We start from the raw sequence: 25,150 nt of genomic DNA, 5'->3' as shown, positions 1-25,150 counted from the left end.
ATGCCCATAGCTCCACTATTTTTGATTAGCCGGAGGGTTTTCAGGATTTTCTGGCGTTGTAGTAGCCGGTGTCGGTATAACGTTAGTGGTATCAATAGGGTTGCTTGTGCTATCTGTTTCTGTAGTATCGGCAACAATATGTGGTGATGGGCATTGGTAACTCTTGGTGATCTTGCTCCATGGTTTAGGGAAAGGGCCGTAAGTATAGCCGGATTTAGGATCGGCATAAACTTTTTCCATAAAGCGTCCAAAAATAGGGAGTGCGGTATGTGAGCCTTCACCGGTTTCTGATGTGGTAAAGTGAACACTGCGGTCATCGGCGCCAACCCAAACGCCTGTAACCAGGTCTTTGGTGATACCCATATACCATCCGTCAACATAATCAGATGAGGTGCCGGTTTTGCCGCCAATCTGGTTGTCTTTTTTCCATAGTCCGGGGTATTCCCACAAAGCCTGTGAGGTACCGCCCGGTTCTTCCATACCACCGCGAAACATGTAAAGCATCAGCCAGGCAGTTTCTTCGCTCAATACTTTTTCTGTTTTTAATTCAAATTCATCCAGCACATTTCCATCCTGATCTGTGATTTTGGTAACCAGTAAAGGATCGATCTTTTGGCCCTTGTTCAGGAAGGTACTATAAGCCCGTACCATTTCATAAACCGAAACATCATTTGAACCCAATGATACCGATGGAACCGATTTTAACGGGCTTTCGATACCGCATTTATGGGCGTACTGCACAATTTTATCCCAGCCCACTTTTTCTGTAAGCTGTGCGGTAATGGAGTTTACAGATTTGCCCATGGCCCAGCGTAATGACATTTCCTGGTACGAGAAATGGAAATCGGCATTGTTTGGCTGCCAAACTTCATCTTTTCCGTTATCCTTGTATTTGATGGTTACCGGTTGGTCGGTAAATTTATCGCATGGCGTAAAGCCGTTATCCAAAGCAGTTAAATAGGCAAATGGTTTAAACGTTGAGCCCGCCTGCCTGCGCGACTGGTTTACATGGTCGTAATTAAAAAAGCGATGATCTATACCGCCAATCCATACCTTTATTTTACCTGTTGATGGCTCCAGGGTCATCATGCCGGTATTTAATATTTTGGCGTAGTATTTAATGGAGTCGATAGTTGAAAAGGTAGTGTCCTGCTCGCCGTTCCATGTAAAAACGGTCATCCTTTTTTTTGTTTTAAAGTACTCGTTAATCTTTACAGTATCGCCGGCATATTTTTTATGCAGCAGGTTATAAATAGGAAGTCTTTGTTCGTTTTTCAAAATGAAATCCTTGATCTCGACACCTTTAGAATCACGCCATGGGTTTTTATTGCCCCAAAGATTATTGAACCGTTTTTGCAGCATCTTCATCTTTTCAGCAACTGCTTCTTCGGCATATTGCTGCAGGTGGGAATCAATAGTAGTGTAAATTTTTAAGCCATCCTCGTAAAGGTCATAGCCATTTTCTTTACACCATTTATCAAGCCATTTTTCAACCGCGCGGCGTATGTAAGAGTCACCATGTGAATCCTGCTCCACATAGCTCAAATCAAGTTTAATGGGTGATGCTGTGCTTGTGGTATATTGCTCTTTCGTGATGTAGCCATATTTTTCCATTTGCCCTAACACCGTATTACGGCGCTCTGTGGCACGCTCGGGGTTACGGATAGGGTTGTAATTTGATGTCGCTTTCAGCATTCCAATCAGTAAAGCGGCTTCGGCTGGGGTAACCTGGTCGGGCTGTTTGTTGAAGTACTTTAACGAAGCGGTTTTAATGCCGTAAGAGTTATTACCAAAAGGAACAGTATTGAGATATAAGGTAAGAATTTGCTGTTTGGTATAAACGTGTTCTATTTTAAAAGCGGTAAGCCATTCTTTACATTTATATACAATAGTGCGTATAAACGGCACGCGTTTAATAAAGCCCTGCGATTTACGTTTACGGGTTTCAAAGAGGTTTTTTGCCAATTGCTGCGTAATGGTACTTGCCCCGCGGCGATCGCCCTTGGCAGTGGATAGCAGACTGGTAAAAAACGAATAAAAATCAACCCCGTGGTGACTGTAAAATCTTACATCTTCTGTAGATATAAGGGCGTTTACCAGGTTGGGGGAGATGTGTTTTAAATCAACAGGAGAGCGGTTCTCCTTGTAATATTGCCCTATTAATTTACCATCTGCTGTGTAAACCTCAGAGCCTACTGACATTACAGGGTTTTTAATATCCTGCATATCAGGAGAGTATCCTGACAGCCATAGGAAGTTGAGCTCGATAGAGCAAAAGAAGATAATAATGAAGTATATAAATATGGCTATGAACCTCAGAAATCGGTTTCTTATTCGTCTGAACATTGGGTAAAGATGTAAAATTATAGGGCTAAATCATAGCTCCCAAACAAATATTAATATATGCTGTTCCTTAAAAATTAATAATATAATCATTATCCGCCTTTTTACCTGATAAGGGCGTAAAAGCATTCTTCATCGTAAATTAATTGTTACCCCATTTTTGGTAAATAATATTTACTATTGAATAAAATGCAGGTATCGGCTAAAATAAACAGCATTATAATCAACGCAATTTTAACACCTAAATTTTACGTTAACAAAGCGTAAAGCAAATTTTTTATCATGAGTAATATAGTCGACAAGTTTAAGGTCCACCATGGCAAGAGTTTTTCACTTAAAGATTTTGATCCTGGTTACTCAGATGGTTTTGAAAAAGATAATGCAAAAGCTATTTTGAAGAACCTGATAGCAGAAACATTTGACGTGCAAACAGAGCTTTACGCTGCTAATAAATATGCGCTGCTCATCATTTTCCAGGCGATGGATGCGGCCGGAAAGGACAGCGCTATAGCTCATACATTATCGGGACTAAATCCCCAGGCCTGCCAGGTTTTTAGCTTTAAGCAGCCCAGTACCGAAGATTATGAACATGATTTTTTATGGCGACACTACCGTGCATTGCCAGAGCGGGGCCGCATAGGGATCCATAACAGATCGCATTACGAAAATGTGTTGGTAACCAAAGTTCACCCCGAGCTTTTGCTAAATGAACATCTACCCGGAATAACAGAAGTTAAAGACATTCATCCAAAGTTTTGGGCTAAACGCTATGAAAGCATCCGCTCATTTGAAAACCATTTAGTTAATAATGGAACTGTGATCATTAAGTTTTTTCTCCATGTTTCTAAACATGAGCAAAAGGAGCGGTTTTTAGAACGGATAGATGATCCGAAAAAGAATTGGAAGTTTGCGGCGGCGGATATTGAGGAACGGGGAAGGTGGAGCGATTATATGGAAGCTTATGAAACAGCTATCCAGGAAACAGCTACCAAAGATTGCCCCTGGTACGTAGTCCCTGCTGATAAAAAATGGTTTACCAGGATAGCTATTTCATCCATTATTCTGGACACTTTAAAGGGTTTGAAATTAAATTATCCGGTATTGGATAAAGAGGAAAAGAAAAAACTGGATGAATCAAAAAAATTGCTGTTAAAAGAGTAATAGAGGCCTTACATAGGTTAAAAAACTATGTAAGGCCTTTATCTCCATTATATACCCGAAAAAACTGATTGGGCTGGTTCACCAATTAGCAGCATTGGTTTTCTTTGACCTCCGATGGCGCCAATAAGCCCAATTACCCAAATTATAAAAAGGGCTACTCTTACCAGCCAAAGTATTGTTAAACTGAAAGATGCACCCGGAGAAAATAAAAGGGCGCCGGCAGCATAAGAAACAATCATTGAAACCAGGTGGAAAAGCAGGGTTTGCCTGATCTGGTAACTTGCAAGCGCGGTTTTATTGTTTTGATAAAGCGCAAAATATGCTATAAGCCACCCTACAATTGTAAAATAACTAATGATGCCCGCTAATTTGCCGTCATCTTTTGATGAGAAATCGTTCATGAGGTGAAGGTTAATTTAAGTGATAACTAATTATTAAAGCTAACCATATTTATTATCAAATGTTTAGCTTGTGAACTAATTTATTCCACCTTGGTTCCCATTGCAAAATGTACCGTTTATCAGTTTAATAACTTCCGGATTTTAATGTCCCCTTCTTAGTTTTTTAGTTTTATAAAGGTTGCCTCGTCAATAAAACTGCTGTTGCCATTGCTGATGGCTATTGCCTTAACTGTTGTATTGGCCGAAATTATAATAGGCTGGGTATAAAGCAATGAATTTGCTGTTGGCGTTAATCCATCCACCGTATAATAAATTTTACTACCGGGTCCGGCGCTTTTTATTTGGATGCTGATAGGAGTTTTGAATGATTTGGATGGAGCTATGATGTAAGGAGTAGTCACGATGAGGCTGTCAGTGATCTTTGATGTTGGTTTTTCAATGTCATGTATGAACATCTTATTGGCCAGTTTGCCTGCAAATACCTCAAATTCGCCACCATTGGCAATATCAGCAAAGTTTAGGTATAGTTTATTATATGCCTTTTTTGCAAGGCTGATGCCCTGCAGATAGATGTTTCCTTTGCCTATGCTTGCGCCGGAGTTAATGATGGTGAACTGTTTTCCGTTCTCTAAATTAATAACTGCTTTATCAAATTGTGGTATGCCTACCTGGAATTGCTGTTGCCCAGGCGCAATGTTATAAATCCCCAATGAACTCATTACATACCAGGCCGACATTTGGCCGCAATCTTCATTACCGGCCAATCCATCGGGTTTGTTGCTGTATTCTTCGCGCAATATGCGGTCAATATAAAACTGGGTTTTATCCGGCGAATCTGTAAAATTATACAAATAGGCCATGTGGTGGCTTGGTTCATTACCATGTGCGTATTGGCCTATCAATCCGCTTACATCGGGTATATCACTGCCTTTTAGTTTTGATTCGGTGGTAAACAATTCGTCAAGCTTTGTTTCAAAAGCTTCTTTGCCACCCATTGCTGCCATCAGGCTCTCCACATCCTGCGGAACAAAAAAAGAGTACTGCCAGGAATTGCCTTCGGTGTAATTATTGTTGATCTCGGCAGGGTCAAAAGGGGTTAACCAGCCGCCATTGCTGCGGGCCTGCATAAAACCATTCTGGTTGTTGTAAACGTTTTTCCAGTATTGCGCACGTTTTATGTACGCTGTATAATCCTCTGGTTTGTTGAGCATTTTAGCCATTTGGGCAATACACCAATCGTCATAAGCATACTCCAGTGTTTTAGATACAGATGCCTCTTCCTGATCAGAAAGTACCGCGCCATCTTTACGATAGATATCCAACCCAAATTGATTGCGGTTTACCGCGGCTTTCATAGCTGTAAAGGCTTTCTCCGCATCAAAATCACGAATCCCCTTCGCGTATGCATCTACTATAACCGGGATGGAATGATTACCGATCATGCAATAAGTTTCGGTGCTGGCCAATGGCCATATCGGGAGCAGCCCGCCCTGGTCATACATCGCTAAAAATGATTTAACAAAGTCGAGCGTACGTTTTCTGTCAATGAGGTTAAGCAATGGGTTTTCTGCCCGGTAGGTATCCCATAAAGAAAATACTGTATAATAATTAAATCCCTGCGCGGTATGCACCTTTTGATCTAAGCCCCTGTATTTGCCATCTACATCATTATAAATGCTTGGCGCCAGCATACAGTGATATAAAGCGGTATAAAAAATGGTCTGTTTGGTTTTAACTTCATCAACCGGGCGGGCTTTTTTACCTTTAGGCATGGGATTGTTGACACCTGGCTGATCATTAAGTTCAGCTTGTTGCGAAGATGATAGTCCGCCGCCTTCTACCTGTATTTTATTCAATTCGGTATTCCAGGTTGCTTTGGCTGCCTTTTGGATCTTTTTAAAGTCGAAATCAGGTACCTCGGTATCTAAATTTTTTAAGGCGCCATCTGCATCTACAGCCGAGATCCCTACTTTAGAAATTACTTCGCCGGGGTTATCAAACTGTAAATACATTTTGATGTTTTTGCCTTCAACTTTGTTTTTTCCCTCTTGCAATTTATCATTAAGGGATATGCCGTATGTTTTAAACGGTTTAGAGAATTTGGCATAAAAATATACCTGCTGGTCATTAGCCCACGATTTTGATTTGCGGTAACCGCGAATCTCGTGATTATTGATCACCTCTATCCATGAATTAAGCACTTCATCGCGGTGTTGAAGATCTATGATGATATTGGCTTTTTCGGCATTGGGGTAATTGTAGCGGTGTACGCCAACACGAGTGGTCGCGGTAAGTTCAACGCCGATGTTGTATTTATCCAGCAGGGTTTTATAGTAGCCTGGGGATGCTGACTCGTTCTTCTTTTTAAATACAGAACGATATTCGGTATTTTTAAACTGCGGGTCGCCGGTAGTAGGCATAAATAATACATCGCAATAATCGGGGATGCCCGTACCGCTTAAGTGCGTATGCGAAAAGCCGTAAACCACCGTATCTGTATAATGGTAACCCGAGCAGCCGTCCCAGCCATCCAGCCGGGTATCGGGGCTAAGCTGCACCATCCCGAAAGGCAGTACAGCACCGGGGTAAGTATGCCCATGCCCGCCGGTGCCAATAAAGGGATCAACCAGCTGGGCAAAGTCTTTATCTTTTCTTTTTTGTGCCGATGCAGTTAGCGTTAAGGTTAATAATAAAGTAAGTGCAAAAGCATTACAAAGTACAGATCTGATGGCTGGCATATGGGTAAATACTGTTTTATTATATCACGCAAAATAAAACTTAAATACCACAATGTACTGCTACCATAAATTTTATACAGCAATGATGTGGATATGCGGGTGAGGATGGATTCCTTTAAGGAGGAAAGATTTAATTTATTTGAGTTTCGATTTTTTTGATACTATTGATATTGCGTTTAACGGGCAAATTAAAAAAATGAGATTTACTTGCAAAGATCAAGCTGTCTTTCTTAAACATTGAGTCAAAAAATACGGTAACGCTCTGACCCGTATTATCCGTCAACCGAAGGCTTGTATGAACCGTAACCGGTATTTTAACTTGCTTTCCGTCCTTATCGGTTACCTGGATGCTATCAATTCCATTGTAAAAGTTTTTTCCGTTTTTCAATAATACCCCTGTAAGACCGAGCCTGAAATCGTAGGCATCGGTTATTTTTTCCGGTTTAATGTTTTCGAGCTGGGTTGTTAAACTGGCAGGGGTCATGTAATAGGTTTTGCAGGACGTTGCGGATAGCAGGATAACCAGGAGCGAACAAAATACTTTCATATAAGGAATGGGTGTGTTGTAATAAGCCTCTAAAATATGGATTCATCTGATACCCCGCAAGACCTAAAGCTCCTAATAAAAAAACGCCCGGGTGTTTGCCCGGACGTTTTTGATGGAGTTAGGCATTTCTTACAACGCCCATTTTTTTCAATAGTTTTCGGTTTTCCCGGCGATGGATCAAACGGTGAACTATAGCATATATAATAGGCAATATAAGTAAGGTTAATATGGTTGAAGTAACCAAACCACCGATAACCACTATAGCTAATGGTTTCTGCGTTTCAGACCCAATACCCGTTGATACGGCTGCAGGCATCAACCCTATAGCTGCCATAAGCGCAGTCATTACTACCGGCCTTACCCTGCTTATTACCCCATCTAATATGGCTTTATCAAGCGGGATGTGTTCTTCCAGGTTCTTTTTGAAAACGGATACCAGGATTACCCCATTTTGAATACATACCCCAAACAAGGCTATAAAACCAATACCTGCCGAGATGCTGAAATTGGTACCGGTTATGTGCAATGCAAGTATACCACCTATTAACGCGAATGGTACGTTCATGATAACCAGTGTGGCATCTTTAGCGTTGCCAAACGTGATAAACAAAATAAGGAATATAACCAGCAAACATATAGGCACTACGTGCGCCAATGTATTTGATGCGCGAATTTGGTTTTCAAACTCGCCAGCCCAAACATCGGTGTATCCATGCCCAAAGGTAACTTTTGAGTGAATTTTATCCTGAGCTTCCCTGATAGTACTCCCCAGGTCGCGGCCACGAACAGAGAATTTTACGGCAATGTACCTGGTATTATTATCCCTGTAAATAAAGGCAGGGCCGGTGATGGTTTTAATAGTGGCAATTTCCTTTATCGCAATTTTTGATCCGTTTAAGGTAGGTACCATCAGGTTTTCTATCTTATCTTCTGTATCGCGGTATTGCTGCTGGTATCTTATCCTGATATCAAACCGGCGTTCGCCTTCATATAATTCAGTTGCGGCTTTACCACCTATAGCCATTTCAATTACCGAGTTAGCATCGGCTGTTGAAACGCCGTACAGCGCCATTTTACGTTGATCAAGCTCAATCCTGAACTCCGGCTGACCTAAATTGCGCAGTACACCAAGATCTTCGACCCCCTGAACAGTTTTCAGGATTTTTAATACACTATCTGCTTTATGATCAAGCGTTTGAAAATCAGGGCCAAATATTTTTACAGCTAATGCCGCATTAACACCCGCTACAGCTTCCTCTACGTTATCACGGATGGGTTGAGAGTAATTGAATACGGTACCGGGGATTTTGCTCAGCTGCTTATCCATCTGGTCAATCAGCTGGTCTTCGGTTAAGCCGCTGGGCCATTCTTTTTTGTTCCTTAAATCCACCTGGATCTGTACATCAAAGAAACCCTTAGGGTCGGTACCATCATTGGTACGGCCAACCTGTGCCAGGGTTTGTTTTACCTCGGGGAACTTATGCAGTATTTGCATCATTTTTTGGTTGATGCTTTCCGCTTCAGACAGTGAAACACTCATCGGTAGTTCGGCCTCAACCCACAGGGCGCCTTCATTGAGGTCGGGTAAAAACTCCGAACCTAAAAACCTGGCCGAGAAGAAAGTGATGGCCATAAAGGCTACCGCTACTATAAGACTAAGCTTTTGATTTTTATATGTGAAATTGAACATCCTGCGGATGCCGTTCTCAAAAAAGATAACAACCGGGTTATGTTTTTCCCGCACATTTTTTTGCAACAGGATACTTGATAATGCAGGTACTAATGTAAGTGTAAATATCAGTGCTCCAAGGAGTGCAAAGCCTAAAGTATAAGCCAGCGGACTAAACATTTTACCTTCAACTTTCTGGAATGCAAAGATAGGAATGAGGCAGGTGATGATGATAAGCTTTGAAAAGAAGATGGCCTTGCCCATTTCGGCACCTACATTTTTAAAGAGGCCGAGTTTTGCGAGCCCATTAAATTTTTGCATGCCCACTTCTTTGGCCTTATGATCAAGCGCCACAAAAATACCCTCGACCATTACCACCGCACCATCTATAATAATACCAAAATCGACTGCCCCCATTGATAACAGGTTGGCGCTCATTCCTTTTATTCGCATACATACGAAGGCAAAAAGTAACGACAACGGGATAATGATGGCTACCGTTAAGGTAGTACGCCAGTCGGCCATGAACAGGAACACGATAACGGTTACCAGGATAATACCCTCGCAAAGGTTATGGATCACCGTTTCGGTACAAAAATCCATTAGGTTGGTACGATCATAAAAGGTATCAATCTTTACATCCTTTGGCAAAATGTTCTCGTTCAGATCTTTTACCTTATCACGTATCCGATCTAAAACTTCGGCAGGGTTTTCGCCTTTACGCATTACGATGATACCTTCCAGCACATCCTTCTGCTTATCACGGCTTACCTGCCCTAAACGCGGCAAACCAGCTTCTTTAATATCGGCAATATCCTTGGCCAGGATAGGTACATTGTTTACGTTTTTAATGATGATGTTCTGGATCTCTTCAATGTTGTTGATAACCCCGATGCCACGCACTACATAGGCCTGGTCATTTTTTTCAATCACATCGCCACCTACGTTGATATTGCTACGGTTAATGGCGGTGTAAACATCCAGCGATGTTAGCCCGTATTTTTGCAAAAGAGAAGGGTTAACACTAACCTCGTAAGTTTTTTCTTCGCCTCCAAAACTGTTAACATCGGCAACACCCGGAACGGATTTGAACTGCCTATCCAACACCCAATCCTGGATAGCTGTAAGCTCATGGATTGATTTGGTATGACTTTTAAGTGTGTAACGGTAAATTTCACCTGTAGGGCCATAAGGAGGCTCAACCTCGGGCTTAACGCCATCGGGTAAATCAGCGTTACCCAAACGACTCAACACCTGCTGCCGCGCAAAGGCGTCATCCACATCATCATCAAAAATGATACGCACGTATGAAAGGCCGAAAGCCGAGGTTGTACGCAGGTTGGCTTTTTTCTGTACCGAGTTTAAAACGGTCTCCATCGGGATGGTGATCATTTTCTCCACCTCTTCGGCGCTGCGACCAGGCCACTGGGCTATAATGATGATCTGCGTGTTGGTTACATCGGGAAACGTCTCGATGGGCGTATTCATGTAACTCCATATACCAAGCACAACCAGTACCAGTGTCATAAAAAACACAAAATAGCGGTGCCTTAGCGAAAAGTAGATTATATTTTTAATGAATTTATTCATTTTGATAGTATCAGGTAATTAGATTCTTTTTTAGTATCAAGTATTTAGTATCAAGTAGCAAGACTTTTTTATTAGTTTCAGAGTTAAGTCGTATATCAATATACAGGATCAAAATCTTGATACTTGATACTTGATACTTGCGACTTGATACTTCTCAAATTAATCTCCTGCTAAAGCATCGTATAAAAGCAAACCATTTTTGGAAATTACCCTATCACCCGCGTTTAATCCTGATGCTATGTAGCTTACATTATCTACTGTTTTAATGACGCTTACTTCGCGCACCTTTAAATTGCATTTGTCGTTATATACAATTACAAAATTTTTGCTGCTATCAAATATTACCGCCTTTGCAGGTATGGATACCGCTGTTGCCGCATCGTTATTGGTGATAACCACATTGGTAAACATTTCCGGCTTCAAAAGCATGTCTTTATTGGGCAATACCACTTTTATTTTCATTACCTTATTGTCCGGATCAAGCACCGAACTTACCGCATCAATTTTACCGTCGAAAACCTTACCCGGATAGGCTATTGTGGTTACTTTGGCCGTGTAGCCGGTTTTAACCTTGCTGATGTCTGATTCAAATACGTTGGCCCAAATCCATACATCTTTCATATTTGATATGGTGAATAGGCTTCCGTTATTATCCTGGCGGATGAAGCTGCCTGTAGTTACATTTTTTTCAACGATATAGCCACTTTCCGGCGCCTTTATTACCAGGGTGCCGCCGGCATTGGTATTGCCACCGCCATTGATAGCTATCTGCTGTTGTATTTTCCTGTTGGCGGCTTGGGCTTTATTGAAGTTTTCTTTAGCTTCGGTATAATCGCGCTCGCTTGAGATACCGTTTTTATATAGGTATTCGGCCTGTTCAAGCTGGCGTTTTGATATCGCCAGGTCGGATTTAGTAGCTGTAAGATCGGTATAGTTACCTGCAACATCGGCACTGCGCATAATTGCCAGGGTTTGACCTTTGCTTACCTTATCCCCTAAGGAAACCTTCACATCCAATATTTGCCCGCTTGAAAAAGGAAAAACTTTAACAACGGTATTTTCATCATTTGATACCTGGCCCGAAAGCGTAAGCTCGTTTTTTATAGCAGTAGTTTTGGCAGTATCAATGGTGATTATTTTGGCCATTGAATCGCTCACACATATTGGTTTGTTTTCTGCAACGGGCTGAGTTTTTCCTTTACAGGCAGCCAAAAACAGTAAAGCCGAAAGAGCAGGTATCAGCGTTTCTCTTTTCATCATATATAGTATAAAGTGTTTTAAGATTTAATTATAGTGGTGCCTGTGGCGAAGTTTAGATCGGCGATAGCCTTTTGCAAGTTATATTGCTGTTGAAGTATTTTAAGTTTGGTATCCTTATAGGTGTCAAAAAAATCAACAAACTCCACCAGGCTAATTTGCCTTTGCTGAAAGCTCTTAAGCATGCTGCTAAACAGTTTATCATACTGCTCATTAAACTCCAGTTGTTGGGTTGAAAACAGCTGCTGGTTTAATTTATACTGGTTTACAGCTGCAACAACATCATTTTTAAGCTGAAGCTCGTTTTGTTTTACCGTACTTTCCTGGCTTTGGATATTGTATTTAGCCGATTTGATATTACCCTGGTTGCGGTTAAAGAAGGGCAGGGGTAAGCCAATTTGTAAACCATAGTAATTTCTGGCATAGCTGCTATTTTGATCATATGCTGCGCCTATGGTAACATCGGGCACGGCGAGGGCTTTTTGATAAGCAAGGTTATGGGTTGCCGAGCTTAATTGATATTGGTTAGATAAATAATCGGGCCTGTTGGTTTTGGCCTGTTCTATTAGTGTTGGTATATCAAGTACTACCGTTTCTACCGGTTTATCATTTATCAGTGGGTAAACAAAAGCTGTTTCTTTGGTTTGTAATAAAGTTTTCAGCTCGGTTTGCAGGCTATTGATTTGGCGGTTGTTTTCCACCATGTCGTTTTGCAGGCCAAAAAGCAAAGCTTTAAGCCTGATGAGGTCCTTCATAGAGGTATTACCCGCATCAAATGATTTTTGGATAGCGCCTACCAGGTTTTTTGCCGAGTTAATTTCATTTTGATAAACCTTCTCCTGCGCGTTAAGCGTAGCCAGCTGGCTAAAATCTAACTGCAAATTGTATCGCAGGTTACGCATCAGGTCGGCAAATGCAGCTTCCTGAACTTTGGCATCATCTTGCGCCACCTGTACCTGTTTGCCGCGTTTGCCGGCAGTAACAAATACCTGGCTAAGCTGCACAAATACTTGCCCGCCACCATTGTTGTGGTTAAAAAATTTGCGGCTGCCACCATCCCATATGTTCTGGTCGGTGCTAAGTACGGGGTTATCCCAAAGTTTGGCTTGCTGTATGAGCGCTTTTGACGCCTCAATATTATATTTTTGGGCTAATAGACTCAGGTTGTTTTCCAAAAACTGTTTTTCGGCGTCCTGAAAGTTAATTTTAACCGTGTCGGTTTGGGCGGTGGCCCGGTTTGTATTACAGCAAAAAAATACAACTAATAAAAATAGCAGGGTTTTTATTTTATACATTGTCCTCAATTCAATTCAACTTTGCAAACATTAGTAACAGGTATGAATTTTCTATGAAGATCGTTTTAACAATATAAATTAAAATAAAGGTTGAATTTTTTAATGTCTACAACAATTTAAGGTTGCTATAGCGTTATTTAAATATCTGTAAATCAGTAAGTAATTTATTATTAGCAGGCACGAATCAAGTGATTCGCTGTTGCTGCAACCACATTTTTTTATTGTAATACGAAATAAATCACAGAAACCCTAAATTCCAGTTTTTCCTTCTACGTGTACATTTACCTCACTTGAATGGGGCATTCCAAGTGTTTTACCAGGAATTACCTGCAGGTAATATTTAAGATAGCTATCCATTACCGAATGCGAAAGACGGAGATAATTATCTTTAAATGACTGATTGAAAAAGGGTATTAAAGGCTTGCCGTAATACATCTGCCCATCTATGGTAACAAATACGGTGAATGAATAATAAAAATTAGCGTAAGCTTTGCTAATGGCAATATCATATGTGGGATTCATATAATCATCACTTGTACTAAAATGATTTAACATGTCGCCCTCGGTAATCCATTTTTTAACTTTTACATTGGGGCTTTTGCTTGTGAAAACAACTGGTTCCCTGGCAGAAAAGGCTTTTTTATAATCTTTATTTGCCACAGCTGATAATGATCTGACATATAAAGAATCTTTACGGCTGGGTCTTCTTAATACCCCGGTATCGCTATGAAGTGTGTTTTTTATGTAATCATTGTTATAAAAGGTCATGAAAACCCGGACCCCTTTTGTATCAACTGAGTCACCGTAGGCTTCAAGTACTTCGAGCCTGAGGCTGTCTTTATTCATCTTTTTCACCTTGAGCCATGTTCTGGCTGTGTTAAAAACAGAATCATATCCCCTGGTAAGTGGAAAGTTAATAAACCGGTCTTTTGTTGGGCTGTAGATACTTACTGAATCGTCTGAAACAAAATTCATTTGCCATTGAGGTTCCAGTTGGTAGCCGTAATTATTAAAAGAAAGCCCATTTGCAGTGCGCCGTGAAATTTCTGTATAAGTGCTACCGAATATTGGTTTAAACGATATCCGGTCCTTTTCGCCATCATGTTTAACTACGGAAGGTTGTTTGCAGCCCTGGTTAAGAAAGTTAATCGATAACATCAAAATTAACCCTGAAAGTTTTATTATCGGTTTCATAAGGCTTTTTAATTTAGGTTAAACGAATATACATTAAATATAGGCTATTGATTTTTAAAAAGTTAATATTTGTGAATATTTTAAAATAGGAGTTCCATTACCTAATGAAATTTAAAACCATCTGCCAAAAGGCAGGTTAAATTTAAAAAGCAGCAAACCTATGGGAGTTGAAATTGAACGAAAGTTTTTGGTTGATATGGAGCAATGGCAGCAAATGCCTAAACCAATAGGAACGTATTTTAGGCAAGGATACATTTTAAGTGACGATACTAAAACCATCCGCATCCGCGTAACGCCCGACCAGGGTTTTATTACCATAAAGGGTAGTACAAAAGGTATTAGCCGCCTGGAGTATGAGTACACCATACCTGCTGTTGAAGGGGAAGAGTTGTTGGATAATTTTGCAGTATCTGAACTAAGGAAACGACGTTACTGTATTGAAGTTGCGGGTAAGGTTTGGGAAGTTGACGAGTTTTTAGGAGAAAATAAAGGTTTGCTGCTTGCAGAAATTGAGCTTGACAGCGAAGATGAAAAGTTTATACTCCCGCCATGGGTTACCAAAGAGGTTACCGGCGACGATAGGTATTACAACTCAAACCTAGCGGTAAGACCGTTCAATAAATGGTAAATGTGCGCTATATTTTAAGCGCACTCCGGCAAGCCAAACAATATTTCAGATTCGGATTCATCATTAACCGTTTTTACGTATTTATTTCCTTCGGGGCAGAGGGCTGGGATGAGGCAGGTTTTGTTTCCGCTATCATCTAAAATATAGGCTTCGCCCTCTTTATTCTTTATCCAGTCATGCAGTTTGGTCCGCTCTGTTATTCCCTTCACGTTTATGCGCTCGTTCACCCACTCCAATGAATCGATAGCCACATATGGATTGTGATGCAATTTAGCATCGGTTTTAATACAAAGTATACGTACAGCCATATCAAATTGCTTTAATTATTAGGTGCTATAAAATTAAAGCAAATGTTAAAGCGATGGAATAGGTGTTTTCACCCATTTTATCGTACGTATAATTACTTAACCAGGTAGGCGGTTGCCTGCGACCGATTAGGTAAAACTTTTTGGTAAAGTGATGATAAGGGATTGTGGTAAAACTTTAAAAACGCAAAAGCCCCGGCTTAAACAAAATTAAGCCAGGGCTTTATAGGTTAATAAAATATTAAGCCCAGCCAGTGCCTTTTTTTGCATTACCATTGCTGATATGCTCTTCGGCTGTAGCTTTGCCCATAATAGCAGCCATTTTGTTTCCTGCGGCATCTTTGCCGGTAGCAATGTACCTTCCCGATTTAATATCAATCACAGGATCAATCATCGGTACATTCTTAGTTTTTGTTTTTACTGAATACGCGGTAATACCGCTTCCTTTTTCTGTTGCCATGATAAGTTTCTTTTTTGTTTTTTAGTTTAACTCCATTTATACTGAATTGTTTTCAGCTTAGATATAATTGGTTTCGAGTTGTAAACATGCATTAAAATTTTTTAATTCAAAATGTTTCGTATAAATAATTTGTTAACACATTTACTTTTTTGTTAATAATGAATAAATAACCGTATCGGCAAAGCTTTCATTAACTAAATGATCTTCCTTAAAATAGCCCTCACGTACAAAATTATTGCGCTCGAGCAGTTTAAGGGATGCTGTATTTTGGGGATCAACATTGGCTTGGATACTGTGCAGGTGTATGACTTCAAATCCAAAGTTTAAAACAGCAGCTACAGCTTCCTGCATAATACCCTTACCCTGGTGAACCGGGTTTAAGAGATACCCAATCTCGGCCCGGTGATTTTCCTTTTCTATCCGCCAAAAGCCTATACTTCCAATAAAGTCGGCATTGGTTTTAAGCGATATGCACCAGGTAATGCCATTGTTGCCTGCCAGCAACTCATCAATTACATTTATCAATGCTACAGCATCATCCACCGTTTTGGCCAACGGGCGACCGATATATTGCATCACGTCCGCATCACCGCGCAATTTAAAAAGGCTGGCTGCATCAGCATTAATAAATCGGCGAAGCGTTAAACGCTCCGTAGTTAAAACCGGAAATGGTGAAAAGTTTGGATTGAGCATATCCTGATTATGGCTTAACGTTTTGCATGAGCGAACTGTTGAACTTTACAATCAGCCTGAACAGATCTTTATACTTATTGAGTGGTAAGGTGGCGCTGATATCAAAAACATCGTGGTACGCTTTTATACCTCCCAGGGTGTATATGAAAAAAGCAGGCACACCTTTTTCTGTAAATAAATAATGGTCGCTATTGGCGGCTTTTCCGCGGGGCATCACCTTTACAAAGTAATGACCCTCGTTGTTAATTTGCTGTATGGCGGCAAACTCTTTTGGATATACGGTTGCGTTTACTACCGTGATTCCATCTATGCCCGTGCCATTAAGATCAAGGTTGATGAGAAAGCGGATGCTTTTTAAAGGGATAAGCGGGTTTTCTGTAAAATATTTGGAACCAAGTAAGCCGGCTTCCTCGCCAGAAAAACCAATGAACGCCATGGTATAAGGCTGCGGATTTGCCGCGTAATATTTGGCCAGACTTAATAATTGGGTAAGTCCGCTGGCATTATCATTAGCGCCGGGGAAATAGGTATCGCTACCCATGCCTCCCAAATGGTCATAATGCGCGGTAATCATAATTATAGAATCGGGCTTTACTGTGCCCTTTACTAAACCACAAACGTTAGCGGTTTTAAAATTGGGGATAACCTCGTTTTCAATAGCTACTTTAATGGACGCTGGCATTTGTTTCAAAGCCTTTTTATCAACCTGTATCAGTGTAAAATCAAGCGCTTTACCTTCAACAGACCAGGTAAGTTTATCTTCTACAGAAACAATAACTCTGTTTTTGCGATCAACAAAGTGTGTGCTATCCGTTTGCTCCAGTTTGCCTGCGCCGGTAACGCCTTTACTCTCCGGGCTTACAATAAATTCTTTACCGGGGATGAGCTTAATCCCATTTATAGTAACCTCCATTTTGCCGGGGAATATATTAACCGGGTAACTAAACTCCTGCAGGTAACTTTTGCCATCCATAGGTTTTACACCGTAGCTGTTAAATTGTGCCGATATAAAAGCCGCGGCTTTGTGTACGCCATCGTGCGTATAACCACGCCCCCAAAAATAGGGAGATGTAAGGGTGTCCACTAACTTACGGGCAAAAAGGCTGTCCTGGGCAAAGGTAAGGCTGGATATGAAAAGGAATAGGAGTGTAAGTTTAAATTTCATTTATAAAATTATGTATTTAGTTTACTTTTTGTTGAACGGGCTGATTAGTTTAAATTGCCCAGGTAAAAAACCAGATAAGCACGCGAAATGAGTGTCAATATTAACCACATCAATTATTACAATATACTTGCCATGTTGGTTGCCTCATGCCTTGCCTTGTTTATTCCGTTTGAAATGGTGTTGCTATCATACGCTATACTTGGCCCGGCGCATTACCTTACCGAGATTTCGTGGCTAAACGGGCGACAATTTTTTACGCTGAAAAAGTATGATTTTCTGTTGATAGTAAGTGTAGTTATAGTCACGGTTTTGCTTAAACTGCCTTTTGCCAATCTTGTTTACTATGCCTTTGGTCTGTCGTTTATTATGCTGGTAACCAATAATTTTTTTACACGCCTGTTTGCTTTTGCCTTACTTGTAGCACTGGGCTACTTCTTGCTCACCAACAATTTACTGCGAACCATTTTTGGGCTATATATCCCTACACTTATTCATGTTTATATCTTCACCGGGGCTTTTTTGTTATTGGGGGCATTAAAGAACCGCCATTTTTCTGGTTACTTGGCATTGTTTATCTTTTTGGTTTGCCCGGTTTTGCTGTGCCTGTTGTTTACCAATTTGCACCAGGCGCCAACGCAATGGGCCATGAGTAATTATAAACATTTTGCACACCTTAATACTGTAACATTGCGTAACCAGGCCATAAATATTTATACAAACCAGGCCAGTATTGTATTAACCAGGCTTATTGCTTTTGCCTATACCTATCATTATATTAACTGGTTTACCAAAACAAAAGTGATTAAATGGCACCGCATTTCGGTAACAAAAGCGGTTATTGCCGGGTCTATCTGGATAGCCTCCATTGGCTTATATTTTTATAATTATAATTTAGGCATTAAATGGTTATTTATACTTAGCCTGGCGCATGTTATATTAGAATTTCCGCTTAATCACCGCAGTTTTATGGGGATAGGGAGGGAGTTAAAGGGGCGATTCTCTACATAAAACTATCCGCTTCCCTGTAAGCTTTTATCAAAGCAAGCTCTCCCTCTTTACCTTGCCCGGCTGTGCCATGCTCCATGCCCAAAACGCCGCGGTAGCCTTTGTTATAAATGTGCTTAAATATGTTTTTGTAGTTTACTTCGCCGGTGCCTGGTTCTTTACGGCCAGGGTTATCACCTATCTGGTAGTAACCAATTTCGTCATAAACCAAATCGAGGGTAGGGATAATATTGCCCTGGTTGCGCTGCACGTGGTACATATCATAAAGAATTTTGCATGACGGACTGCCCACAGCCTTACAAATAGCATAAGCCTGATCAGGAGTACGGAGAAAAAGGTCGGGATTATCACTTAGCGGCTCCAATACCATAATAACGCCATGCGGCTCCAATATGGCTGTCCCTTTTTTAATCGCTTCTATTACGTTGCCGGTTTGTACGCCAATGGGCAGGTTGCGCACAAAATCGCCGGGTACTACCGTAACCAGCTTGCTGTTGATGCGTTTAGCAATTTCAACGGCCTGTTTACAGGAGGCTATGAATTTTTCAACCTGTTCGGCTTTGCCCGATGCCAGCATATTACTATCGTTACCCAAACCCGGTTGCACAAAAACACCCATGCCCATACCCAGTTTGGCCAGTGTATCGCCTATTTTTTTCTGTTGATCTTCGGGGCGACCGCTCATTCCATTATCCTCTATTGAACGGAAACCTTTGTCATATGCAAATTTAATCTGCTCAATAAAATCATCACCAGCATGGTTTTTAAACATGCCATCATGAATGCCATAATTAAGATTAAATGGTTTATCAGTAGCTATAGCGGTTAAATCGGCCGGATCAGTACGGCCTGTAAGCGCGGCCGCTTTTAAAACACCGGTTGTAAGTAATGATGCACCTGCAAGTACCGAGCTTTGCACAAAATTTCTGCGTTTCATAGGTTTTGATTGGTTTGAGCAAGTAAGATAGTTTTTTGAGGATAAAGGACAAAGGATTTATGGATAAAAGAAAATGCGGGTGATAAAACGGGGATTTAATGGGTTTCTTCATCCTAATGTCACAACCAATAAAACCTTCACAAATAATTTGTATTTTAGACTTTTTGGTCTAATTTTGTTCTGTCAATCATCAACAACATGGGCAAAGCAGAAAGAACAAGGCAATTTATTATAGAGCAGGCTGCACCGCTCTTTAACGAGAAGGGGATAGCCGGCACCACAATTGATGATATACTTGCCGCTACCAAAATGGCAAAAGGCGGGCTGTATGGTCATTTTGAAAACAAAGAGGAAATTGCAACGGTAATGGTTGATTACCTGCTAAATAAGCTGGGTAACAAAATAGCCTCGGTAATAAACAAGGAGAAAACAGCCATCAAGAAGCTTTTTGCTTTTATTGATGTGTATAAGGATCCCATCAACTCGTATATAGCCGGTGGCTGTCCGATACTCAACTTTGGTGTAGAAGCGGATGATACTAATCCTGCCATTAAACAAAAAGTAAAGGTCATGATTGAAGAAGGGCAGCAAGGCTTTCGCGATATCATTAATGAGGGGGTAGCCAATAAGGAGTTTTCTGCAGATATTAATCCGGCAGAAATGGCCATGAAGATTTTTACTATGCTGGAAGGCGGCATGATGATGTCTCGTGTTACGGGTAACACTAAATATATGCATGACATTATCAAAATGCTTAAGACTGATTTGAAGAGCTACCAATTAAAATAACTATAAAAGATTAAATATATCGAACCTGATAAAGGTTTTTTTAAATGCTAAAAATAGACCAAAAAGTCTAAAAAAATAAATTGATAAACAAAATGAAAACTCAAAAAGTATTATTTGTAACCGGCGCCTCAAAAGGTTTTGGTTTAGAGATCACAAAAACAGCCTTAGCTGCAGGCGATAAAGTTGTAGCAACCGTGCGCAGTAAGGCCGATCAATTAGCGGCAGCCCTTGGCAATAATCCTAATTTGTTGGTGGTAACTATGGATGTAACCAACGAAGAGCAGGTAAAAGTTGCAGTAAAGCAAAGCATCGATCATTTTGGTAAAATTGATGTGCTGATCAACAATGCTGGTTTTGGAATAGTTACCGCCATTGAAGAAGCTACTGACGCCGAAGTGAAAAATCAATACGAAACCAATGTATTTGGTTTATTAAACGTGATTCGTGCGGTTTTACCTTATTTACGTGCACAACGCTCTGGCCATATCATTAATGTATCATCATTGTTTGGGTTTGATGCTATACCGGGCTGGGCACTATATGGATCAACCAAATTTGCAGTTGAAGGAATTTCAAAAGGATTAGCTGTTGAATTGGCCCCGTTAAACATAAAAGTTACCGTTGTTGAACCCGGCTTGTTCAGCACTGATTTCCTGAGCACTGAATCATATACCGCATCAAAAAATATCATTGACGATTATGATACAACCGTAGGCCCAATGAGGGCAATGGCCGATCAATTACATGGCAACCAGCCGGGCGATCCCAAAAAGCTGGCTAAAGTTGTTGTTGACCTTGCCCATACAGAAAACCCTCCGTTACACTTGCCAATTGGTAAAGATGCTGTCGGTACTTACAAAAACAATGCAGAAAAAACAGGTAAAGAAATTGATCAATGGATCGAAGTTTCAACCAGTACAGATCACGAATAATTACAAATTAACAAACAACCATTAACAAAAATCATGTCAACAAAAAAAGTAGCCTTAATAACAGGCGCAAACCGCGGTTTAGGATTTGAAACCGCAAAACAATTAGGAGAAAATGGAATCGCTGTAATAGTAGCAGCACGCCAGTTAAGTGCCGCCGAAGCTGCGGCAGCAGAGTTAACCGCCCAGGGTATTGAGGCTTATGGCATTCAGCTGGATGTTACAAATCCTGAACAAAGGGTAGCTGCTGCGGCTTATATTGAAAATAAATTTGGCAAGCTGGATATCCTGGTAAACAACGCCGGTGTGGGGCCTAAAAATGATTCGGCATTTGTAAAGAAAAACGTTGAAACTACTGCAGATGAATTTGAGTATGTTTTTGAAACCAATTTTTTTAGTGTTGTTTACCTTACCAATGCCCTGCTTCCGTTATTGAAGAAAAGCGATGCCGGCCGCATAGTTAATCTATCAAGCATATTGGGGTCGCTTACTGTACATTCTATACCTAATGGTCCGATAGATGCAGCCAAGAGGTTATCATACAATGCCTCAAAAACCGCTTTAAATGTTTTTACGGTGCATTTGGCCCAGGAATTACAGGGTACAGGTATTAAAGTAAATTCGGTACACCCAGGTTGGGTTAAAACCGAAATAGGAACAGAACATGCTCCAATGGAAATTCCGGATGGTGCTAAAACCAGCGTAGAGATGGCTTTAATTGGCGAAGATGGCCCTAACGGTAAATTTTACCATTTGGGTAAAGAGATGCCCTGGTAATCAGGCGAAATATACCATATAATAAAAGAGGGCGTTGTTTTTAAAACAGTGCCCTCTTTTATTATTCATTAGAAATCTTGTTTAAAACAGGAAACTATTTTCCGGTTATTGTAACGTTGAATTTTCCGTTGGTGATGGATTTAATTTTGCCGGTTCCGTTGCCTATAGAAATTGTATTGGTAACGTTGCCTTTAAACGTTCCCTGGATGTTGGTTGCGCTTATTGATGTTACTGTAACTGATACCAGTTTAGCAGTATTACTATCATCATTAAAATAGTCATCGTTGTCATCAGGTGCATATAACAGCAGTGGCTTGTCGTTCGCATTGGTTGCTGCTGCAGAATATGTTTTACCGGCTGTTATGGTGCCATTTAAAGTTATCGAGATAGCTGCCTTATTTGACGCGGTACCCGTTACACTTGTGAATTTTACGCCGCCAACGGTGCCCGTAAGGCCAACCGCGTTGTTAAATGTTGTGGCCGTTCCGTCAATACTTGCTGAAATTGAGGTTGATACTGTTGCTTCCTTATCATCTTTTTTACATGAATTTAGGGTTATTACGCCAAATGTTAAGGTTAACAGGATAATTGCTTTAATTGATTTCATTGTTTGTGCAGGTTTGTTAAGTGATATGGTTTAGTTATATGTTTTATTATTCAATAATTTATTGATAATCGCGCAAAGATATTTAATAATAACTTAGATATCTTTTATTATATGTTAAATAATTGATTCTTTAAATTATTATACTGTATTTAAAAATATAAATGTTTTTATCTGTTACATTAAAAACTGAGTTTTTTGTTGCGAGGAGGAATGCATTTTAATAAAATATAAGGTTGATTAAATGCACTATACAAGGAGGGGAAAGGCCTTTCGATATAAAAAATCACCCGAAAAGTAAAAAGGATACCAATAGTTAAATTTATACAATTTTAGCCGGTGCTGCTTTTATAATATTGTGCATGCATTTACTTATAAAGCTTTACAAGCCGTATACAATCCTTTTAATATTCATATTAGTGACGGCTAAAATCAGTCATGCACAGCAATCGGCAAATTATCCTAAAGTTACGGGTTACTTTAGTGTTTTTAATCCCGTTGCAACCTGGAATAAAGATGGTGTCACCAGTAATTTCTCCGATGTATATACCATTTGCTTTCCGTTTGGAGTTAATATTTTAAAAAGCGACCACTTTGGGGTGAGCTTGGAGGTTGCGCCGGCAATCCGCACAGAAAAAAATATATCAAAAGTCAATTCTGTTTTATTTCATCCCGGTGCCATGTTTCGGTTTAAACATGGCTTTACCTTTATCGGTCGCATGGCTTTTGAAACAAATGGCCGTTTTGGGTTTACACCTGTTTTTAACCAAATGATTGTTAAGGGAAAAGATGCAAGTTTTTTTGTTTCGGTACCCTTGCCGGTAAGGTTTGGCAATAACCAGCCGGCTTCTGTAGCTACCGGGCTGCAATTGGGTGTAACTTTTTAAGCAGATCTTTAATAAACAATTCACGGGTTAAGGATCAATTTCATCGCTGTTCTTCTAAGTTGTAACTGAAATTATTGTTTTCAGGTAGATGTATTCTCATAAAACATCTATAGTTATAGTAATGCGCCCCTCCTTTAAAAAAAATCTTCCGCCATTCACCGATGTTTTCACCCCGTTGGCCGATGAAAACAGGGTGTACATCTAATTCACCCAAAATGGCTGTAACGTTTTAAAAATGGTGGCGTCTTATTGGTGTATTTAAAAATATAAAAACACAATCACTTGACAATCAAAATATTAATATCATGAAAACAACATTCTTTACCATCGCCGCTTCATTAGTTTTAGTAGCTGGTTTATCAACATCAACTTTCGCATCTACAAAAAATACTCAAACTGTTGCTACTGTTTTAACCGATGTAAGCAACATCAGCAAAATCGAAATCCGCGGTAATGTGGAGCTTTACGTATCTGCCGGCACAACAGACCAGGTGAAGGTTTACAATAAATATTATGCCGAAAGCGCTTTGGTGCAAAGCTCAAAAGGTGTATTGCGCATTGCATCATACACTGCAGAAAAATTGGTAGTATGGGTAACAGCAAATGATCTGCGTGCCATCAGTGCTTATGATAATGCCGAGGTAAAATCATTTGGTAACTTATCTGCTATCGATCTGGAAGTTAACCTGCACAACAACGCTACTGCTAAACTGAAATTGGAAACTTACAATACCAATGTTAACGTAAGCGACAATGCTAAAATTGAGCTTACAGGTACAGCTACCGTGTATAACTTAAACCACAACCTGCAATCAAGTGTAAACAACAATAACTTTGTTGCCGGTACTTATAATGATAGAGTAACAAACGGTACTACTGCCAAAAACGAAAATGATTTAGCCGGTATATAATATATAAAAAAGCTTTTGCAAAAGTCCATCATATATTCTGAAAAGCTATCGCTCAAATGCGGTAGCTTTTTTTATTTTTGGTGTAACTTCCTGTTTATAAACAACGTCATAAAAAAGAAACACTATGAAAAAGTTCAGTTTAAATATTGCGGTACTGATTGCTATGGTATCGGTAAGCATATTTACATCATGCCGTTACCGGTGTGTGCATGGTTCTGGTAATATTACTACCGAAAACCGCAAGGCCAATGAGTTTAACAAACTGGACATTTCTGGAGAGTTTAGGGTTCATTTAAAACAGGATAGCTCATTAACCCTTAGCATTACCGGCGATGATAATCTCCTTAAATATGTATCAACCTCTGTTGAGGGGAATCTGTTAACCATTAAATCTAAAAAGAATTTCTGCACTGATGATAGTATTGTTGTCAACATAGGAATTCGTTCCCTGAAAGAAATTGGCGCATCGGGCGCGGTAAGTGTTTCATCAAACGGCAAAATAAATACCGGCGATATTAAATTTGATCTGTCAGGAGCTACTAAGGTAAACCTTGACCTCAACGCGGCCAATGTAATAACCGAAGGCAGTGGTATGAGCGAACTTAATTTAACCGGGCAGGCTGCATCACACCGTGTAGAATCAAGCGGGGTGTCAAAAATCAACGCCTTTGATTTTGTGGTTGGTGATTATGAGATAAATACCTCGGGGGTAAGTCATTGCAGGATCAACGTATTAAAAACGTTAAATATACATTCAAGCGGTGCTGCCGATATTGAATATAAAGGTTCGCCATCAACAGTAAATAACGATAAGTCAGGGGCATCAACTGTAAAAAAGGTTGATTGATGCCTGCCTGTAAGTAAA

The 25,150-nt window shown here is 40.2% G+C and carries 23 protein-coding genes; 9 read left to right on the top strand and 14 right to left on the bottom strand.

Annotated elements, in window-relative coordinates:
• Positions 1 to 15 precede the first annotated feature (15 nt).
• The gene (locus AC1D0K_RS11950) at positions 16 to 2,346 is read right to left on the bottom strand and encodes a penicillin-binding protein 1A (protein ID WP_477393985.1); all 2,331 of its coding nucleotides are present in this window, start codon (positions 2,344 to 2,346) and stop codon (positions 16 to 18) included.
• Between the two features lie 279 nt (positions 2,347 to 2,625).
• Here AC1D0K_RS11950 and AC1D0K_RS11945 point away from each other — a divergent pair, with 279 nt between their 5' ends.
• Positions 2,626 to 3,504, top strand: a complete 879-nt coding sequence (locus AC1D0K_RS11945; protein WP_477393983.1) for a polyphosphate kinase 2 family protein — start codon at positions 2,626 to 2,628, stop codon at positions 3,502 to 3,504.
• Between the two features lie 47 nt (positions 3,505 to 3,551).
• On the opposite strand, the gene AC1D0K_RS11940 is transcribed toward AC1D0K_RS11945, so the two are convergent.
• From AC1D0K_RS11940 to AC1D0K_RS11910, 7 genes are all read right to left on the bottom strand, one after another.
• The gene (locus AC1D0K_RS11940; protein WP_477393981.1) at positions 3,552 to 3,905 is read right to left on the bottom strand and encodes a hypothetical protein; all 354 of its coding nucleotides are present in this window, start codon (positions 3,903 to 3,905) and stop codon (positions 3,552 to 3,554) included.
• Between the two features lie 155 nt (positions 3,906 to 4,060).
• Positions 4,061 to 6,643 (bottom strand): GH92 family glycosyl hydrolase, encoded by a 2,583-nt coding sequence (locus AC1D0K_RS11935; protein ID WP_477393979.1) that lies wholly within the window; start codon positions 6,641 to 6,643, stop codon positions 4,061 to 4,063.
• Positions 6,644 to 6,773: 130 nt separating this feature from the next.
• Complete coding sequence (locus AC1D0K_RS11930) at positions 6,774 to 7,190, bottom strand: hypothetical protein (RefSeq protein ID WP_477393977.1); 417 nt, start codon at positions 7,188 to 7,190, stop codon at positions 6,774 to 6,776.
• A gap of 118 nt (positions 7,191 to 7,308) precedes the next feature.
• Positions 7,309 to 10,449 carry an efflux RND transporter permease subunit gene (locus AC1D0K_RS11925; protein WP_477393975.1) on the bottom strand — a complete coding sequence of 1,047 codons (3,141 nt, stop codon included), beginning with the start codon at positions 10,447 to 10,449 and terminating at the stop codon, positions 7,309 to 7,311.
• A gap of 159 nt (positions 10,450 to 10,608) precedes the next feature.
• Complete coding sequence (locus tag AC1D0K_RS11920; RefSeq protein WP_477393973.1) at positions 10,609 to 11,709, bottom strand: efflux RND transporter periplasmic adaptor subunit; 1,101 nt, start codon at positions 11,707 to 11,709, stop codon at positions 10,609 to 10,611.
• A 17-nt stretch (positions 11,710 to 11,726) separates the two neighbouring features.
• Positions 11,727 to 13,001: a TolC family protein gene (locus AC1D0K_RS11915; protein ID WP_477393971.1), complete on the bottom strand. Its 1,275-nt coding sequence runs from the start codon at positions 12,999 to 13,001 to the stop codon at positions 11,727 to 11,729.
• Positions 13,002 to 13,250: 249 nt separating this feature from the next.
• Positions 13,251 to 14,195 carry a hypothetical protein gene (locus AC1D0K_RS11910; RefSeq protein ID WP_477393969.1) on the bottom strand — a complete coding sequence of 315 codons (945 nt, stop codon included), beginning with the start codon at positions 14,193 to 14,195 and terminating at the stop codon, positions 13,251 to 13,253.
• 160 nt (positions 14,196 to 14,355) lie between these two features.
• Here AC1D0K_RS11910 and AC1D0K_RS11905 point away from each other — a divergent pair, with 160 nt between their 5' ends.
• A complete protein-coding gene (locus AC1D0K_RS11905; protein ID WP_477393967.1) occupies positions 14,356 to 14,823 on the top strand; it encodes a CYTH domain-containing protein in 468 nt (155 codons plus the stop codon).
• A gap of 14 nt (positions 14,824 to 14,837) precedes the next feature.
• Here AC1D0K_RS11905 and AC1D0K_RS11900 read toward each other — a convergent pair whose 3' ends face one another.
• The 4 genes from AC1D0K_RS11900 to AC1D0K_RS11885 form a co-directional block, all read right to left on the bottom strand.
• On the bottom strand, positions 14,838 to 15,131 hold the full coding sequence (locus AC1D0K_RS11900; RefSeq protein ID WP_295719738.1) for a hypothetical protein: 294 nt from the start codon (positions 15,129 to 15,131) through the stop codon (positions 14,838 to 14,840).
• 238 nt (positions 15,132 to 15,369) lie between these two features.
• A complete protein-coding gene (locus tag AC1D0K_RS11895; protein ID WP_295719736.1) occupies positions 15,370 to 15,588 on the bottom strand; it encodes a hypothetical protein in 219 nt (72 codons plus the stop codon).
• A 141-nt stretch (positions 15,589 to 15,729) separates the two neighbouring features.
• Complete coding sequence (locus AC1D0K_RS11890) at positions 15,730 to 16,281, bottom strand: GNAT family N-acetyltransferase (protein ID WP_477393965.1); 552 nt, start codon at positions 16,279 to 16,281, stop codon at positions 15,730 to 15,732.
• 7 nt (positions 16,282 to 16,288) lie between these two features.
• Positions 16,289 to 17,446 carry a M28 family metallopeptidase gene (locus tag AC1D0K_RS11885; RefSeq protein ID WP_477393963.1) on the bottom strand — a complete coding sequence of 386 codons (1,158 nt, stop codon included), beginning with the start codon at positions 17,444 to 17,446 and terminating at the stop codon, positions 16,289 to 16,291.
• 87 nt (positions 17,447 to 17,533) lie between these two features.
• Here AC1D0K_RS11885 and AC1D0K_RS11880 point away from each other — a divergent pair, with 87 nt between their 5' ends.
• Entirely contained in the window at positions 17,534 to 18,454 is a 921-nt protein-coding gene (locus AC1D0K_RS11880; protein WP_477393961.1) for a hypothetical protein, read from the top strand.
• On the opposite strand, the gene AC1D0K_RS11875 is transcribed toward AC1D0K_RS11880, so the two are convergent.
• A complete protein-coding gene (locus AC1D0K_RS11875; RefSeq protein WP_477393959.1) occupies positions 18,447 to 19,388 on the bottom strand; it encodes a hydroxypyruvate isomerase family protein in 942 nt (313 codons plus the stop codon). The two genes, AC1D0K_RS11880 and AC1D0K_RS11875, sit on opposite strands and share 8 nt — an antisense overlap.
• 198 nt (positions 19,389 to 19,586) lie before the next feature.
• Here AC1D0K_RS11875 and AC1D0K_RS11870 point away from each other — a divergent pair, with 198 nt between their 5' ends.
• The 3 genes from AC1D0K_RS11870 (at position 19,587) to AC1D0K_RS11860 (ending at position 21,883) form a co-directional block, all read left to right on the top strand.
• The gene (locus tag AC1D0K_RS11870) at positions 19,587 to 20,177 is read left to right on the top strand and encodes a TetR/AcrR family transcriptional regulator (RefSeq protein WP_477393957.1); all 591 of its coding nucleotides are present in this window, start codon (positions 19,587 to 19,589) and stop codon (positions 20,175 to 20,177) included.
• A gap of 92 nt (positions 20,178 to 20,269) precedes the next feature.
• The gene (locus tag AC1D0K_RS11865; protein WP_477393955.1) at positions 20,270 to 21,109 is read left to right on the top strand and encodes an oxidoreductase; all 840 of its coding nucleotides are present in this window, start codon (positions 20,270 to 20,272) and stop codon (positions 21,107 to 21,109) included.
• Positions 21,110 to 21,142: 33 nt separating this feature from the next.
• Positions 21,143 to 21,883 (top strand): SDR family oxidoreductase, encoded by a 741-nt coding sequence (locus AC1D0K_RS11860; RefSeq protein ID WP_477393953.1) that lies wholly within the window; start codon positions 21,143 to 21,145, stop codon positions 21,881 to 21,883.
• A gap of 94 nt (positions 21,884 to 21,977) precedes the next feature.
• On the opposite strand, the gene AC1D0K_RS11855 is transcribed toward AC1D0K_RS11860, so the two are convergent.
• Complete coding sequence (locus AC1D0K_RS11855) at positions 21,978 to 22,490, bottom strand: hypothetical protein (RefSeq protein ID WP_477393951.1); 513 nt, start codon at positions 22,488 to 22,490, stop codon at positions 21,978 to 21,980.
• Between the two features lie 416 nt (positions 22,491 to 22,906).
• Between AC1D0K_RS11855 and AC1D0K_RS11850 the strand changes: the two genes are divergently transcribed.
• From AC1D0K_RS11850 to AC1D0K_RS11840, 3 genes are all read left to right on the top strand, one after another.
• Complete coding sequence (locus tag AC1D0K_RS11850) at positions 22,907 to 23,374, top strand: hypothetical protein (RefSeq protein ID WP_477393949.1); 468 nt, start codon at positions 22,907 to 22,909, stop codon at positions 23,372 to 23,374.
• 305 nt (positions 23,375 to 23,679) lie between these two features.
• Positions 23,680 to 24,285 (top strand): GIN domain-containing protein, encoded by a 606-nt coding sequence (locus AC1D0K_RS11845; RefSeq protein WP_295719715.1) that lies wholly within the window; start codon positions 23,680 to 23,682, stop codon positions 24,283 to 24,285.
• Between the two features lie 124 nt (positions 24,286 to 24,409).
• Positions 24,410 to 25,132: a head GIN domain-containing protein gene (locus AC1D0K_RS11840; RefSeq protein ID WP_477393947.1), complete on the top strand. Its 723-nt coding sequence runs from the start codon at positions 24,410 to 24,412 to the stop codon at positions 25,130 to 25,132.
• Positions 25,133 to 25,150: the final 18 nt, after the last annotated feature.

This window comes from Mucilaginibacter sp. P1_A3, assembly GCF_056406855.1.
This window is presented reverse-complemented; position numbering and strand designations above follow the sequence as displayed.